Origin of the sequence: Nitrospira sp. (assembly GCA_016715825.1) — a bacterium.
Lineage (GTDB): Bacteria > Nitrospirota > Nitrospiria > Nitrospirales > Nitrospiraceae > Nitrospira_D.
Genome location: JADJXO010000007.1, coordinates 90,165 through 106,038 on the forward strand (window position 1 = coordinate 90,165; position 15,874 = coordinate 106,038).

General features: G+C 58.4%; 17 protein-coding genes. 15 read left to right on the forward strand and 2 right to left on the reverse strand.

The annotated features are described in order from the left end of the window. Positions 1–18: 18 nt before the first annotated feature. From IPM58_14355 to IPM58_14365, 3 genes are all read left to right on the forward strand, one after another. Positions 19–600, forward strand: coding sequence for a superoxide dismutase family protein (locus IPM58_14355; protein ID MBK9308224.1), 582 nt, complete (start codon positions 19–21; stop codon positions 598–600). A 102-nt stretch (positions 601–702) separates the two neighbouring features. Next, complete coding sequence (gene acs / locus IPM58_14360) at positions 703–2,637, forward strand: acetate--CoA ligase (GenBank protein ID MBK9308225.1); 1,935 nt, start codon at positions 703–705, stop codon at positions 2,635–2,637. A gap of 111 nt (positions 2,638–2,748) precedes the next feature. Further along, positions 2,749–3,330 carry a DUF3365 domain-containing protein gene (locus IPM58_14365; protein MBK9308226.1) on the forward strand — a complete coding sequence of 194 codons (582 nt, stop codon included), beginning with the start codon at positions 2,749–2,751 and terminating at the stop codon, positions 3,328–3,330. Here the strand turns inward: IPM58_14365 and IPM58_14370 are convergent. Beyond that, positions 3,304–4,998 (reverse strand): hypothetical protein, encoded by a 1,695-nt coding sequence (locus IPM58_14370; protein MBK9308227.1) that lies wholly within the window; start codon positions 4,996–4,998, stop codon positions 3,304–3,306. The two genes, IPM58_14365 and IPM58_14370, sit on opposite strands and share 27 nt — an antisense overlap. A gap of 22 nt (positions 4,999–5,020) precedes the next feature. Next, the gene (locus tag IPM58_14375) at positions 5,021–6,154 is read right to left on the reverse strand and encodes a site-2 protease family protein (protein MBK9308228.1); all 1,134 of its coding nucleotides are present in this window, start codon (positions 6,152–6,154) and stop codon (positions 5,021–5,023) included. A 379-nt stretch (positions 6,155–6,533) separates the two neighbouring features. On the opposite strand from IPM58_14375, the gene IPM58_14380 reads away from it, so the two are divergent. From IPM58_14380 to IPM58_14435, 12 genes are all read left to right on the forward strand, one after another. Further along, positions 6,534–7,136: a 2-oxoacid:acceptor oxidoreductase family protein gene (locus IPM58_14380; protein ID MBK9308229.1), complete on the forward strand. Its 603-nt coding sequence runs from the start codon at positions 6,534–6,536 to the stop codon at positions 7,134–7,136. Further along, complete coding sequence (gene porA, locus IPM58_14385; GenBank protein MBK9308230.1) at positions 7,120–8,373, forward strand: pyruvate ferredoxin oxidoreductase; 1,254 nt, start codon at positions 7,120–7,122, stop codon at positions 8,371–8,373. Before IPM58_14380 ends, porA begins: the two co-directional genes overlap by 17 nt. A gap of 11 nt (positions 8,374–8,384) precedes the next feature. Next, entirely contained in the window at positions 8,385–9,386 is a 1,002-nt protein-coding gene (locus IPM58_14390) for a pyruvate ferredoxin oxidoreductase (protein MBK9308231.1), read from the forward strand. After that, on the forward strand, positions 9,383–11,008 hold the full coding sequence (locus IPM58_14395; protein MBK9308232.1) for an NAD(P)-binding protein: 1,626 nt from the start codon (positions 9,383–9,385) through the stop codon (positions 11,006–11,008). Before IPM58_14390 ends, IPM58_14395 begins: the two co-directional genes overlap by 4 nt. A gap of 73 nt (positions 11,009–11,081) precedes the next feature. Beyond that, positions 11,082–11,642 carry a hypothetical protein gene (locus IPM58_14400; protein MBK9308233.1) on the forward strand — a complete coding sequence of 187 codons (561 nt, stop codon included), beginning with the start codon at positions 11,082–11,084 and terminating at the stop codon, positions 11,640–11,642. Between the two features lie 31 nt (positions 11,643–11,673). After that, a complete protein-coding gene (locus IPM58_14405; protein ID MBK9308234.1) occupies positions 11,674–11,925 on the forward strand; it encodes a bacteriophage holin in 252 nt (83 codons plus the stop codon). A 417-nt stretch (positions 11,926–12,342) separates the two neighbouring features. After that, positions 12,343–13,830, forward strand: a complete 1,488-nt coding sequence (locus IPM58_14410; GenBank protein MBK9308235.1) for a F0F1 ATP synthase subunit beta — start codon at positions 12,343–12,345, stop codon at positions 13,828–13,830. A gap of 1 nt (position 13,831) precedes the next feature. Beyond that, positions 13,832–14,236, forward strand: a complete 405-nt coding sequence (locus IPM58_14415) for a F0F1 ATP synthase subunit epsilon (GenBank protein ID MBK9308236.1) — start codon at positions 13,832–13,834, stop codon at positions 14,234–14,236. After that, positions 14,229–14,567, forward strand: coding sequence for an AtpZ/AtpI family protein (locus IPM58_14420; GenBank protein MBK9308237.1), 339 nt, complete (start codon positions 14,229–14,231; stop codon positions 14,565–14,567). Before IPM58_14415 ends, IPM58_14420 begins: the two co-directional genes overlap by 8 nt. Continuing rightward, the gene (locus IPM58_14425) at positions 14,560–14,874 is read left to right on the forward strand and encodes an ATP synthase subunit I (protein ID MBK9308238.1); all 315 of its coding nucleotides are present in this window, start codon (positions 14,560–14,562) and stop codon (positions 14,872–14,874) included. The genes IPM58_14420 and IPM58_14425 overlap by 8 nt, the downstream gene beginning before the upstream one ends. After that, positions 14,864–15,559: a F0F1 ATP synthase subunit A gene (locus IPM58_14430; protein MBK9308239.1), complete on the forward strand. Its 696-nt coding sequence runs from the start codon at positions 14,864–14,866 to the stop codon at positions 15,557–15,559. The genes IPM58_14425 and IPM58_14430 overlap by 11 nt, the downstream gene beginning before the upstream one ends. A 32-nt stretch (positions 15,560–15,591) precedes the next feature. Then, a complete protein-coding gene (locus IPM58_14435) occupies positions 15,592–15,873 on the forward strand; it encodes a F0F1 ATP synthase subunit C (protein MBK9308240.1) in 282 nt (93 codons plus the stop codon). Position 15,874 lies beyond the last annotated feature (1 nt).

A 15,874-nucleotide genomic window follows, 5' to 3' on the forward strand; every position in this document is an offset into this window, starting at 1 on the left:
GGGAAGGGGGGGGGTCTCATGAGTATGCGGTCTCTTGTTATCCCGTCCGTCGCTGCGCTGTCGCTGCTCGTCGGCTGCAGTTCGTATCATACGGGGAAGCGTGATACGACGCTTCACGCCCACGCCGAGATTGCTGGGCAAGGCATAATCGGTGAAGTGGACCTGTACGAAGAGTATGAAGGCCGTGTCCGAATCAAGCTGAAGCTCGAAGGTACTGCGGTGAGCAAGCTGACTCCCGGACGTCACGCGATCCATATTCACGAAACCGGATCGTGCGACCCGTTCACGGCGGCGAAGGGACACTATGACGGCAACATCGATACGCTGGTCAATCCTGAGGCGAATGTCAGCCCGGGATTGGGAAACCATCCCTATCACCTGGGGGACCTTCCGAACCTGAAAGTGAACGAGGACCGGAAAGGCTCACTCTATACCATGACAAGCCGGGTGACGTTGTCGGATGGCTTGAATACACTCTTCGATCAGGACGGCAGTGCCTTTATCGTGCATGAGTTGGAAGACCAGTATCTGCCGGATCCGCCGACGACAGACGGACCGGGTGGCACACGCATCGCCTGCGGCGTGATCGTGAAGCGATAGCGAGGAGGAAGACGATACCTCACGTCGCCATCTCTCAGGCCGTATCGGAACAGGGCCTGCGAGCTGACCAATGACACGTTGAACACGTCATCATGAGGTTCTATGAGCCAAGACCTGTACCCTATTCCTGATGAGTTTCGAAAACATGCCCATATCACCGAGGAACGGTATCAGGAGCTGTATCGACGTTCGATCGATGATCCCGAAGGGTTCTGGGACGAGCAGGCTGGCCAGTTTCTGAACTGGTCCGCACGCTGGAACAAGGTGCTCGATTGGGATTTCACGAAAGGGCACGTTCGTTGGTTTGAGGGGGGGCGGCTGAACGCCTGTTTCAACTGTGTCGATCGTCATCTGGCGATGCGCGGTGCGCAGACGGCAATCATCTGGGAGGGAAACGAGCCAAGCGAGAGTCGCACGATCTCTTATCGCGAATTGCATGAACAGGTCTGCCGACTCGCGAATGTGCTCAAGGATCGTGGCATCGGCAAGGGCGATCGGGTCTGTCTCTACATGCCGATGGTTCCCGAAGCCGTCTTTGCTATGCTCGCCTGCACCCGTATCGGCGCGGTCCATTCCGTCGTGTTTGCCGGGTTTTCCTCCGAGGCGTTCAAACATCGTGTGCAGGACAGCGCGTGCCGCTTGGTGATCACCGTCGACGGCTACCGGCATGGTAACAAGGCCATCGACCACAAGGAGAAGACTGATCGGGCATTGCGCGAATGCCCGGGCGTCAACACGGTTCTGATCGTCAAACGACTCGGTGGGGAGATTCCCTGGGACCGTTCGCGGGATGTCTGGTACCACGAGGCCATGGACGGCAGTTCCTCCGAATGTCCGGTGGTGGAGATGGACGCCGAAGATCCGCTGTTTATCCTCTACACCTCCGGTTCCACCGGCAAACCGAAGGGCGTCGTGCACACGACCGGCGGTTACTTGTTGTTCGCCGCCATGTCACATCGCTATGCTTTCGATTACCATGATGGCGAAGTGTATTGGTGTACGGCGGATATCGGCTGGGTAACCGGCCACACCTACAGCGTGTACGGTCCCTTGGCCAATGGGGCAATCACGCTGCTGTTCGAAGGCGTTCCCAATTATCCAGATTACTCTCGCCTGTGGCAGCTGGTGGACAAACACCAGGTCGCGATTTTCTATACGGCGCCTACGGCGATCCGTTCTCTGATGGCGCAAGGCGATGATCCGGTGAAGAAGGCCAGTCGTCGGAGTTTGCGTATGCTGGGCAGCGTGGGGGAACCGATCGATCCCAAGTCATGGGAATGGTTCCATCGCGTCGTCGGCGATGAGCGGTGCCCCATTGCCGACACTTGGTGGCAAACGGAAACCGGGGGGCTGCTGTTGACTTCGTTGCCGGGGGCCATGCCGTTGAAACCTGGTTCAGTCGCAAAACCGTTTTTCGGCGTGGTGCCGGCCATCGTGGATGAGAAAGGGAACATTCTTGAGGGAGAGGCTCAAGGCCGCCTGGTCATGACCAAGCCCTGGCCTGCGCTGGCCCGCACGATCCATGGAAGTCATGAGCGGTATCTCAAGACCTATTTCAGTCGATTCCCCGGGCTGTACGACACGGAAGACGGCGCCCGGCGCGACGCCGATGGGTATTACTGGATCACGGGAAGAATCGACGATGTGTTGAACGTGTCCGGCCATCGCATGGGGACGGCCGAGTTGGAAAGTGCGCTGGCGAAACATCCGGATGTGGCCGAAGCCTCCGTCGTCGGGTTCCCCCATGAGATCAAGGGCCAGGGGATCTATGCCTATGTGGTGCCGAAGCAAGGTGTGGCGCCATCGGAAACGTTGCGCACGGCTCTATTTCAGCAGCTACGGCAGGAAATCGGTCCGATCGCCAAACCTGATTACATCCAATGGACTGAGGCGCTTCCCAAGACTCGCTCGGGGAAAATTATGCGGCGTATCCTGCGCAAAATTGCGGCGAACGAGTTAGGTGACCTGGGGGATACTTCGACCTTGGCCGATCCCACCGTGGTCGATGCCTTGGTCGCCGATCGCAAGAAGGTCTGATCAAACACGGAGGTGGAATCGCACTCCGGTGCCGACAACGTCGCATGATCAGAGACTGGTGACTGTGGAAACTTTCTTGACCGGGTGGGGATCGATCGAAGGGAGGACGTGATGCCATTGAGAAAGGCGCTTGCCGGATTGTTGGGCCTTATGCTGTGCCTATTCGTGGCTGGGGGTTCCGTTTTGGCCGGTAAGGAATCGGCCATGGTACCCGCGGAAACCGTCGTGGATTACATTTATGCCGTCTTGGCCTCCGACCGGACGTTTTACACCGTCCATGTCGTGGAGCGGATGCAACAGCGTGGAGTGATCGAATCCTCCGAACGCTGGCGTTCGGAAAGCGCATTGCCGTTACCTGCGCAGTTTGTGCAGGAGTCATCGAGCTTAGCGTCGCTCACAGGGGTCAAGGTGCGGTACGGGCTGATCAGCCTCAATCCCATCAACAAATTGAGCGGGCCTGCGACCGAGTTCGAGAAAAATGGGATGGAGGCCATCATGGCGGAGCCGGATCGTCCCTATAAGGGGTTCGTTACGGAGGGAGGGAAACGACGGTTTGAAGCCTTGTACGCGGATCGGGCGGTCTCGCCCGTCTGCGTCACGTGTCATAACGCGCACCCACAGAGCCCCAAGCGAGACTATAAGCTGAACGATGTGCTGGGAGCGGTCTTAATTTCCATCCCGGTTCCTGGCTGATTGGAGCGTTTGGTCAAGGCCTTGCTGAGACCAAAGGTTATTGGGGAAACGTCCCAGATCTTCATGAAATGCCTGCTCGGCCTCATCGAGACGTCCGGCCTTGAGCAGCAAGATGCCGAGTTCTTGTCTCACCGGCACCGTCCATTCAGGCGGCTCACCGTACACGAGCGTGTCTTCAAGACGCGCGGCTTCTCGGAGATAATCGATCGCACGAGACAGATCGCCTTTGGCGGCAGCGATGTGTCCAGCCAGCACTTCTTCGGCGATTGTCAATACGGCCCCGACGGTATTGAATTCAAGGTGCAGCGACTTCACGTTGGAATCTTGAGCGATCGTGCGCAACTGGACCAGCGTTGCGTCGGCTGCTTTGATGTGGCCACGTGCTGCCAGCGCTCGACCGTGGGCGTAGAGCCAGATCGCACGGGCGTGCGGCAGATCCTGTGCAGGCTCATCTGCTGCCAGCAGTTCATCCCAGTGTCCGAACCGCACACGCATCTGTAGGTGGCGTGTCTGGTGGTGCTGGAGAAAGACCATCCCTGGCTCGCGCAGCAGGTCTCCGGGTGCCAGAGACGTCATCTTATCGGCAGCGTCGATAGCCTGCTTCTCACGGCCGATCATGCTCGCCGCGAATGCCAGAAAATCGTAATTATGCGGGTAGTACCCAAGCACATAGATACCGGCCGCAGGACCTTGGTCGCGAATGTAGGTCTCATCGGCATGCACGGCATGCTCGTTGGCCTTGATGGCATCTTCGTACCGGCCGACCCTGATGTAGATATGGCCCGGCATGTGGATGAGATGCCCCGATCCCGGCATCAGGCCTGCAAGACGCTCGGCTACCTCGATCGCCCGTTCCGGGTGGACCGCCTCGACCGCATGGATGTACAAGTGATTGGCACCCGGATGGTTGGGATTTGCGGCTAAAACCTGCTCGAGCTGTGACAAGAGCTTTCCCGTATGTGGCTTTGGATTGCCCTCACTGGTCCAGTAGTCCCAGGGGCTTAAGTCCATCAGTGATTCCGCATACAAGGTCTTGGCTTCCATGTCATCCGGGAACCGGAGGACGACATCCTTCATCGCCCGCGCATAGGCGATATCCAATTGGTCACGATCGCTCGGCGGTTCAGCTGCATATCGCATCGTGAGTGCACGGATTAAGGCTTGTTCGCGCGCGCTCACTTTCTTATCCTGCTTGAGCGCCTGCTGAAGTGCACGATAGGCGAGACGGCCGCCGGCGACATCCATCGGCGCATTGATATTGGGACCGTAGGCAAGCGCGATACCCCAATAACACATGGCGCAGCCAGGATCGATCCGAGCTCCCTCCTTGAAGGACCGGATGGCTTCCTGGTGGTTGAATGCATAGTACAGCCGTAACCCTTGATCGAAGTACCGCTGCGCGAGCGATTGGCCGGTCGTAATCCGGTAGTGATGCTCACCCAGGTCTTGATAGAGCGGCGTCTGGGTTATCTCAGCCGCCTGAACCTCAGCGCCGCGGTGTTCCGGCGCGGCTCGCACCCCACCGACTCCAAACAGGAGCGCGGCGGCCAGCGCAGTCAGGCGTTGCGCTAATATCCGGCCCGAGGTACCGGATGCGACCGAAGACGGGAAGATGGCCGTCAAGGCATGTTGATCAGCATGAAGCTCGGTACGGTCATCATGTTTCATGGTGGTACCTCAAAGAATGACCTTATGCGACGCCTTCCAGATCTAATTTCAACGCAAGCAATTTCAGCAGGTCTTTGAGCGTCACGATTCCGGCGAGACGATCCCCATCCACGACCAAGAGCTGGCTGTTGCCGGTCCGGTTCATCAGCGCCAAAGCGGCCAGCACTCCGGTCTCCATGTCGACTGTGTTGTTTTGTGAGCAGGGCAGGGCGATATCGCGTACCAGGAGTCGGCTCCATCGGTCGCGCGGAATCCCGGAGATTTGCTTCGAGTTGATGCAGCCGACCAGACGGGTTTCATCGACAACCGGGTACATGGTGTGAAGGGTTCGATAGAAATGTTCTTCGACCAACTTTTCCACGGAGAGATCGGAGGAGACCGTCACCGGGTTGGGCGTCATGAATCGCTGAATCGGCTCGCCTCCCAGCATCGTTCGTGCCACCACCTGATAATATGAGGTCGCCGCTGCTCCTCGCATGTACAGGCCGACGATGAACCACCACATGCCCGCGATGAAATTACCGGTGATCACATACGCCAACCCTGACAATATGAGCAGCAGACCGAAGATCGATCCGGCCCGTGAGGCCCACTGGGTGGCACGGCGAAAATTCTTTTTCCAGTGCCACAACCCGGCCCGTAGGGCACGCCCACCGTCAAGCGGAAATGCAGGAATGAGATTGAATCCACCGAGAAGACTGTTGGCGGTTGCCAGGCAGCCAAGCACGCCTAAGGCGGGAAGGGGAAGGTGGGTCTGATACCCGACTTCGAATGCCAGATAGAAGCCGGCACTCAAGGCGAAGCTGGAGAGGGGGCCGGCGATCGCCATGAGCGCCTCCGCTTTTGGGCTCGGCGGTTCCCTGTCCATCTGCTCCACGCCACCAAAGATGAACAGCGTGATGTTGCTGATAGGAATCCCATCGCGTCTCGCGACCCAAGCGTGGGCGAACTCGTGGAAGACGAGAGACCCTAATACCCCGATCATTGCAACGCTGCCCATCCACCAATAGGTCGAATCCGAAAGACCAAGATAATACTCGGGGAAGTAGCCGCGTGCCAGCGACCAGGTGGCCAAGGCTGCGAGGAAGATCCAACTCACATGGAGCCGGACCTTGAATCCCAGGATCTCACATAGGGTCACTTGTCTGTTGAACATTACCGTCTCTCTATCATCGTACCATTTGGAAAGCCACAACAATTCCCAGTCTCGGGCGGTCATGCAGTACGCGGGCGTCGTACGGGGAACGGAGGCGCAGAGCAATAGCTCCGTGGAGTTCTACGTCTGTAGCACTTTGCGACAGTGACTGCGACCGCTGTGGGGTCTTTTGCCTGATAGGCAGGGAGCGATCGTTCGAAACGGCACCTCTTTCAGGCGACTTGAGCCACGTCACGCACAGGCCCATTTTGGATAAAGTGGCATGATGATTGCGCAGGCATAAGAGGGAATCAGGCCTGCATCTACAGTCTTTCGAGGAAACAGGCATGCACGGTTATACATACCAAGTGACTGACGGCTCAAGGATGTATTGATCAATATGTTGACGGTTCGCATTCATGGCCGAGGGGGGCAGGGGGTGGTCACGGCAGCAGAGCTACTATCCACTGCCGTGTTTACCAGCGGTAAGTATGCGCTTGCCTTCCCGAGTTTCGGTTCGGAGCGGATGGGGGCGCCGGTGATGGCTTTCTGCCGCATCGCTCGACAGCCGATTCGAACCCGCGAAGCCGTGACCCATCCCGACGTCCTGATCGTTCAGGATCCGACCCTGCTCCATCAGGTTGAACTGTTCGCCGGGTTGTCACGTGAAGGCTACATCCTCATCAATTCAACCTTCTCGTTGGATGAACTAGGGATCGGAGAATTTCTGAAGTCGATTCCAAGTGACCATGTCTGTGTCATACCGGCATCGGACATCGGTGTGAAACACATGAAGCGTCCCATCGTGAATACCCCGCTGCTGGGGGCATTCGCCGCGCTCACCGGGGTGATTGATCTGGCTTCGGTCCAGTCGGCAATGCATCAGAAGTTTCCGGGATCTCTAGGCGAGGCCAACGCGGCCGCCGCGAAGGACGGCCATGACCATGTCATCACGCATCGAGTCGGAGAAGGGAGCGACAAGCGCCATGCTCGCACAGCGTGAAGGATCGCAAGCCGTGGCCGAGGCGGTGGTTTTGTGCCGTCCGGAGGTCATCGCGGCCTATCCTATCTCGCCCCAGACGCATATCGTCGAGCGGTTGTCGCGCATGGTCAAGCGGGGCGACGCCGGTCAATGCCAGTACGTGAATGTCGAATCCGAATTCGCGGCGCTGAGTGTCCTGATCGGAGCCTCGGCGGCCGGTGCGCGGACCTACACTGCGACGACGAGTCAAGGACTGCTCTTCATGGCCGAAGCTGTGTACAACGCGGCGGGTCTGGGGTTGCCGATCGTCATGACGATTGCGAACCGTGCCGTCGGCGCACCGATCAATATCTGGAACGATCATTCCGACAGCATGGCGTTACGCGATGCGGGATGGATTCAGTTGTATGCGGAAACAAATCAAGAGGCCGCGGATCTCCACATTCAGGCGTTTCGACTGGCGGAGGAGCTGAGCTGTCCGGTGATGGTGTGCATGGATGGGTACATTCTGACTCACGCGTACGAACCGATCGATCTCCTTGACCAGTCGGAGGTCGATTCATTTCTGCCTCCGTTCTCGCCGGTCCAGGTGCTGGATCCGAGTGATCCGATCTCCATCGGTGCCATGGTGGGGCCGGAAGCCTTTACCGAGGTAAAGTACCTGGCTCATCGGCAACACCTTCGGGCCCTGACGCTGGTGCCGGACATCGCCGATTCATTCCAACAACAATTTCATCGTGAATCCGGAGGCCTCTACAGGGCCTATCGAATGACTGACGCCGACACGGTCGTCATCGCGCTCGGATCCGTCATCGGGACGATCAAAGACACTGTGGACGAGTTGCGCGATGAAGGCATCGCGATAGGCTGCCTGAAGGTCGGGTGCTACCGGCCGTTTCCGGCGATGCAGCTACGCGCGGTATTGGAGGGTGTCACGCGCGTGATCGTCGTCGAAAAGGATCTGGCGGTGGGAATCGGCGGCATCGTGTCCGCTGATGTCCGGATGGCGTTGAACGGCTTGCCCATCCCGGTGCACACCGTCATCGCAGGATTGGGAGGACGGTCGATCTCCGCCGAATCATTGAAACACATGGTGCGTGATGCTCGGGCCGAGCGTCTGAGCGAGCCGTACTTCCTGGATCTGAACATGAGGGTGGTTGACGAAGAACTTGCCAGAAGACAGGAACAGCGACAGGCGGGGCCGCTCGCCGAGCAGCTGATTCGAGCTGTAAAGGCCATTGGAACGAAGGTTGTGTGACGGAGCACTCAATGACGACTCAGCGCATCAAGTTTTATCAGACGGGAACCTATACGGCGGGGAATCGCTTGCTGGACGACGAAACCCGTACCGTACAATCGCGACCGGATCGCACCAATTCCCTGAACTCCGGCCATCGCGCGTGCCAGGGATGCGGTGAAGCACTGGGGGCCCGCTATGCCATCGACGCCGCGATGCGTGCTGCGCATAAGCGACTGATCGCGATCAATGCGACGGGCTGTCTCGAAGTCTTTTCCAGTCCCTACCCTGAAAGCGCTTGGCAGATTCCATGGATGCACTCGCTGTTCGGTAATGCTCCGGCGGTGGCGAGCGGCGTCGCGGCGGCGTTGCGGGCCAAAGGGCATGATGACGTGAAGGTCGTTGCTCAGGGCGGCGACGGGGCGACGGTCGACATCGGGTTTGGGTGTCTGTCCGGGATGTTCGAACGGAACGACGAAGTCCTCTACATCTGTTACGACAATGAAGCCTACATGAACACCGGTGTGCAACGGTCCGGGGCGACGCCTCCCTTCGCGCGGACGAACACGACACAGGCGGTGGGCGAGGCCCCGGGGAATCTTTTGGGTACCGGGAAGAATGTCCCCCGCATCGCCATGGCGCACGGCATTCCCTACGTTGCGACGGCCTCGGTGGCGGATCTCCATGATCTGGAGGCGAAGGTTACGACGGCGATGGGTATGAACGGAGCACGGTACATCCATATCCACGTGCCTTGCCCGCTCGGGTGGGGATCGGACCCGGCGCACACCATGAAGGTTGCCAGAATGGCGGTGGAATCCGGCCTCTTTCCATTGTTCGAAGCGCGAGCGGGAAGTGTGGTCGATCGGACAAAGATCCGGCGAAGGGTTTCGGTGGAGCGGTACCTCGAACTCCAAACCCGGTTCAAGCATTTGTTCGAACCGCGCAGGAATGATGAGGCGATCGCTGCCATACAAGCCATCGCCGACCGGAACATCGCGACGTATGGATTGATCGATTCGAGAGTTCTATGAACCATAGACCGTTTGCCATCACGCTCGATCCGAACAGCAGTCTGGCCAACCATACCGGCAACTGGCGCACGATGAGACCGGTCTATGTCGATCGGCTGCCTCCCTGTAACCATGTGTGCCCAGCCGGGGAGAACATCCAGGCGTGGCTCTATCTCGCGGAAGAAAAGAACTATGAAGCCGCTTGGCGACGGCTTATGGAAGACAATCCGATGCCGGCCATTCATGGGCGAGTCTGCTATCACCCCTGTGAGGCTGCGTGTAATCGGGGCCAGTTGGATGAAGCCGTCAGCATCCGCGCCGTGGAGCGGTTTCTTGGCGATCTGGCGATCAGGGAAGGGTGGCGGGTGCCCTGTGCCCCTTCAACCGGGAAGAAGGTGTTGATCGTGGGTGCGGGACCCAGCGGGCTGTCAGCCGCGTATCATCTGACGAGGATGGGTCACCGGGTTACGATCTACGAAGCGTCTGATAAGGTCGGCGGGATGATGCGCTACGGCATTCCTTCTTATCGACTCCCGCGTGAGGTCGTCGACGCAGAGATGGGGCGGATGGAAACGATGGGTGTCACGATCTTGCTCAATACGAGAGTCGAGGATCTTGATGCGGCGATTCAGGAAGGCGGGTTCCATGCCACGTTCCTTGCGGTCGGGGCCCATCTCGCCAGGCGTATCGACATTCCTGGCTTCGATGCCAAGCGATTGCTCGATGCTGCGACGTTCCTGCGCAGCATGGCCGGCGATTCGCCGATCAAAATCGGGAGGCGGGTGGCCGTGTATGGCGGGGGGAACACCGCGATCGATGTGGCCCGTACGGCTGAGCGTCTGGGTGCCGAGCCGGTGATCATCTATCGACGGGATGAAGCGCATGCCCCTTCGTTCAAAGAGGAAGTCATAGAAGCGCGCGATGAGGGTGTGCGGTTCCAATGGCTGCGCAGCCTTGCAGCGGGCGACGACAGAACTTTGATGCTCGAAGTGATGGAACTTGATGAGCAGGGAACACCAAAACCCACCGGACGGTTCGAGACCATGGAGGCCGATACGGTGGTGCTGGCATTGGGACAGAAGGCGGATACCGGGTTCTTGCGGAATGTGACGGGAGTTTGTGTGCGGGACGACGGCACCGTTCAGGTGGACGAACAGATGATGACCGGTCACGCAGGCCTGTTTGCCGGGGGAGACATGGTTCCAGGCGAACAGTCAGTCAGTATGGCGACCGGTCATGGGAAACTGGCTGCGCGGTACATCGACGCCTACTTGCGCGGGATTCAGTACGTCAAGTCTCCTCCGCATCCGCTTGCGACGTTCGATCGGCTGAATCCCTGGTACTACACCGACGCGGAGCAGTCCAAACAACCGGTGCTGGCACTCGCCAGGCGGCGGGCAAGCTTCGATGAGATGGTCGGAGGGTTGAATCAGGAGACTGCTCTGCTGGAGGCACGCCGGTGTTTGTCTTGCGGCAATTGTTTCGAGTGCGACAACTGCTATGCCGTCTGTCCGGATAATGCGGTAAGCAAACTGGGAGCCGGGAATCGGTTCGAAATCAAATACGACTACTGCAAGGGATGTGGCCTCTGTGCTGAGGAGTGTCCCTGCGGAGCGATCGACATGCTTAAGGAAGTGAAGTAGTGCAGAGGGATCGGTCACTGTCTGAACGGCGATCGAGAGGATCGAGCGAAACAGTACAGAGGAGAAGAGATCCATGAGTACCAGAAAAGGGAAACGCTATACGACCTCGTACAAGGAAAAACAGCACCCCAACCAGGATCCCTACGCAATGCTCAAGGCTCCGAAGGGACCGGCGATGTGCCGAAAGTGCAAAGCCATCTATGCGAATAAGCGGTGGTACATCGACAGCAGTGAAGCCGGCAGGCTGGCAGAAGCTTCCACCACCCAGAAACTTCTCTGTCCCGCCTGTCAGAAGATCAAGGACGACTATCCGGAAGGGATCGTGACGTTGAAATGGTCGGACCTACGAGTGCACGAAGACGAGATCAGGGGATTGATCGCCAATGTGGAAGCGCGTGCCGTCTCTGTGAATCCCCTCGACCGGGTGATGAAGATCGCCAGACGCAAGAAGGACTTGGAAATCCAGACGACCAATGATCGGTTGGCTCAGCGGCTCGGACGCGCGCTGGTGCGGGCCTATAAAGGGAAGGCCGAATACAAATGGGCGCATCGCGACATGATGGTCCGGGTGACCTGGCAGGGGCCTGAGGTAAAGGCAAAACCAACGACATCTCGTCGCAAGGAGTCGTCGTAGAAGAGCGCGGCTTCATCTGAAAGGCCAGACGATGAAACTCGACGTCAAAGCTTGTGCTCTGGCGTGCGGACTGATCTGGGGCGTGGGGCTGTTTGTGCTCACCTGGTGGGTCATTGCCTTTGACGGTTCGACGGGAGAGGCGACATTCATTGGGCGTGTCTATCGAGGTTATTCCATCACTCCGATAGGGAGCATGGTCGGCATGGTCTGGAGGTTTTTTGATGGCTGGATCGGAGGCGCGGTGTTCGCGTGGCTGTACAACCGATCGGTGACGGGGCGATAACGATAGCCATAGCCCCTGTGATTCGGTTCGCAGTCGCTATTAAGGGTTGCTCGGCTGAGATTCAATATAAACGCGGAGTCCGGATGCGGCGCCTATGGCGGATGAAGGAAAAGTGAAAAAGATCGCTCAGTGGGTAGATCCGGATGATCGAGCCACGGTGCAGTTCCTCGATCAGCAGAACCTGAGTGAGGGGTTGTACTTCCGAACTCGTCGAGCACTCCAGCGAGGCGCGCACGCCCCAGATACGACTGATTTTCTATTCCACTGCGTTACACGGAACTGTCAAAAGACGTGTCGCAACATAGACAAGATTCGGAGCGGCCGCTGCAATCTCGCTAGTTGATGCCGGTGTTCGATGACCTACCACTGATAATGTGCTAGTGCGTTAGGCTGTGCTTCGCTGGATTGGGAAGGCGTATGAGGAGGGAAGAAAGTCGGAAAGCGGAAGATTTATCGCCTCGTCTTGGTACCGTGGTCTCGGTTCGCGGCAGTGTCGTCGATATACGCTTTGATAAACGTTTGCCGCCCATCTACTCGTTGCTGCGCGCGGGGAATGACGGGCGCATCGCCATCGAAGTGCTGTCGCAACTTGATGCGCATCGCGTCCGTGGAATCGCGCTGACCCCGACCCAAGGTCTCTCACGCGGCATGGCAGTGGAAGATACGGGTGGACCGTTGAAGGCGCCGGTTGGCGAGGGCATTCTCTCGCGCATGTTCGACGTGTTCGGGAACCCCATTGACCGCCAAGCGCCACCGACAGATGTGCAATGGCGCTCCGTCCATCGTGCCCCGCCGGCGTTAGCACGGCGTTCCACCAAATCAGAGATCTTCGAGACGGGCATCAAGGTCATCGACGTGCTCCTGCCACTGGAGCGCGGTGGTAAAGCGGGCTTGCTTGGCGGGGCGGGCGTGGGTAAGACGGTGTTACTGACCGAGATGATTCACAACATGGTCGGGCAACACGCAGGCATGAGTATTTTTTGCGGCATCGGCGAACGTTGTCGCGAAGGGGAGGAGCTCTACCGCGACATGAAGGCGGCTGGCGTGCTGCGGAATATGGTGATGCTGTTCGGGCAAATGAACGAACCACCCGGCGCCCGTTTCCGTGTGGGCCATGCCGCACTGACGATGGCCGAGTATTTTCGCGACGATGAGCATCGCGATGTGCTGCTGCTCATCGATAATATTTTTCGTTTCATCCAGGCCGGCATGGAGATATCCGGCATGATGGGGCAGATGCCTTCCCGATTGGGTTATCAGCCGACGATGGGCACCGAGTTGTCGCGATTGGAGGAGCGTATCGCCAATACCGATACCGGCGCGATTACCTCGATCCAGGCGGTCTATGTGCCGGCCGACGATTTCACCGATCCGGCAGCGGTGCATACGTTCTCACATCTTTCTGCGTCCATCGTGCTGTCGCGCAAACGGGCGAGTGAGGGGCTGTACCCGGCCATCGACCCGTTGCAGTCCAGTTCCAAAATGGCCACGCCCGGCATTATCGGTGAGCGCCATTATGCTCTCGCGCAGGACATCCGGCGGACGCTCGCGCAATACGCCGCACTCAAGGATATCATTGCCATGCTCGGTCTGGAGCAACTGTCGCGGGAGGACCGTAACGTGGTTGCGCGAGCCCGACGTCTGGAGCGGTTTCTCACCCAGCCCTTTTTCGCCACCGAGCAGTTTAGCGGGATTAAAGGAAAGCTCGTCAACCTCAAGGATACACTGGACGGCTGTGAGCGCATTTTGCATGACGAGTTCAAAGATATCCCGGAGAGTGCGCTGTACATGATCGGGGCAATTGACGAAGTCAAGGCCGATCAGAAGCCTACCGCCGATTCCAAGCCCAACGCCAAGTCCGAACCGCATACGAATCCCGGTGGCGAACCTCAATCGAAGGTCTAACATGCCGCCGATACTCATGAATCTTAAGATTCTCCTGCCCTTCCAAATCTTCGCCGAGAAAACCGGCGTGTCGCGCATCGTCGCGGAGACGAGTGAGGGCTCGTTCGGACTCTTGCCGCACCGTCTCGATTGCGTCGCGGCGCTCGCGCCCGGGATTCTGGTCTACGAACACGAAGCGGAGGGCGAGGTGTACGTGGCCGTGGATGAAGGGGTGTTGGTCAAGACCGGCCTGGATGTGCTCGTCTCCGTGCGCAACGCAATCGGCGGAACGGACCTCGATACACTGCACGAGGCGGTCGAGCGGGAATTTCTAAATCTGGACGAACAGGAGAAGAGTGTGCGTTCGGTGCTGGCGAAATTAGAGAGCGGATTTATTCGTCGCTTCGCAGCGTTTCATCATGAGTGAAGAGCCGGAAGAAAAGCCTGCGGAGGGCGAGACGGAATTCAGCCACCAGGTAAGCGTGAAGGCGGCTCGCAAGCTCAAGGCGCAACGTCATGTCACGCAGACCGTCTGGTCCGGCTTGGGCATGATGGGCATGGTGGGGTGGTCGGTGGCGGTGCCGACACTGCTGGGCGCAGCGACTGGGCTCTGGCTGGACCGGCACTATCCGGGAGGCCGTTCTTGGACGGTGGCCCTGCTGGTCGCCGGCCTCGCGATCGGCTGCTTCATTGCGTGGCATTGGGTTGCGAAGGAAGACAGAGAAATACGCGAGCAAGAGGAGAATAACCATGACTGAATCAGTGAGCCTGATGGATGCATTGATAGCGGGCGTATTGCTAGGGACACTGTTCTTTGGCGGCCTTTGGTGGACGGTACGGCAGGGTGTTGTTGCCACACGTCCAGGGCTGTGGTTTCTGGGAAGCTTGCTGTTGCGGGCTGGGATCGTCCTTGCCGGATTTTACTTTGTAGCGGGCGGTCATTGGGAGCGGTTGCTGCTGTGCCTCCTTGGATTCGTCATCGCGCATTTCATGGTGACGCGGTTTACCGGCCCACCGGTCGGACGCCACCATTCCCCGGCGAAGGAGGCCGGTCATGCGTCTTAGTCCCGACGAGATCATCTTCTGGCAATATGGGTTTTTCAAACTCAACGCCACGATTGTGGTGACGTGGGGGCTGATGTTCGTACTAGCGGTCGGTTCAGAACTCATCACGCGCAAACTGTCCACTGGCCTGCGACGCTCCCGCTGGCAGAACTTCTTGGAAATCATCGTGACTGCTATCGAGAAACAAATCGAAGAGGTCGGTCTCCGCCACCCGGAGAAATATCTCCCTTTTCTGGGTACGCTCTTCCTATTTGTCGCCGCCGCCAGCCTCGGCACCGTGATCCCCGGCTATGAACCGCCGACCGGTTCGCTCTCGACCACCACGGCGCTGGCGTTGTGTGTGTTCGTGGCCGTCCCGTTGTTCGGCATTGAAGAGCAAGGCGTGGGCGGATACCTCAAGTCCTACGCACAGCCAACGGCCATTATGTTGCCGTTCAATATCATCAGCGAAATGTCCCGCACGCTGGCCCTGGCCGTCCGTCTATTCGGCAACATGATGAGCGGAGCCATGATTATCGGCATCCTGCTGACGATTACGCCCTTTATCTTTCCGGTCGCCATGACGGCGCTCGGTCTGCTTACCGGCATGGTACAGGCCTACATCTTCAGCATCCTGGCGGCGGTGTACATCGCGGCTGCCACGCGAGTCCGTAGGCCCAAGCCTGAACCAGATGCAACACATTGAATGATGAACTACGACAACCAAAGGAGATACGGATGGATAGTTTGACGATTATTGCGGTGGCATCAATTGTTACTGCGGGCATTACCACGAGCTTCGGCGCCATAGGGCCTGCATTGGGCGAGGGGAGGGCGGTCTCAAGCGCGCTGACGTCGCTGGCCCAGCAACCAGATGCCTCCGCGACCATCACCCGGACCTTATTCGTCGGCCTGGCGATGATCGAGTCCACGGCCATCTACTGCTTCGTGGTCTCGATGATCCTGATATTCGCGAACCCGTTCTGGAACCACGTCATCGCCCAAACCGCAGGAAAGTAAC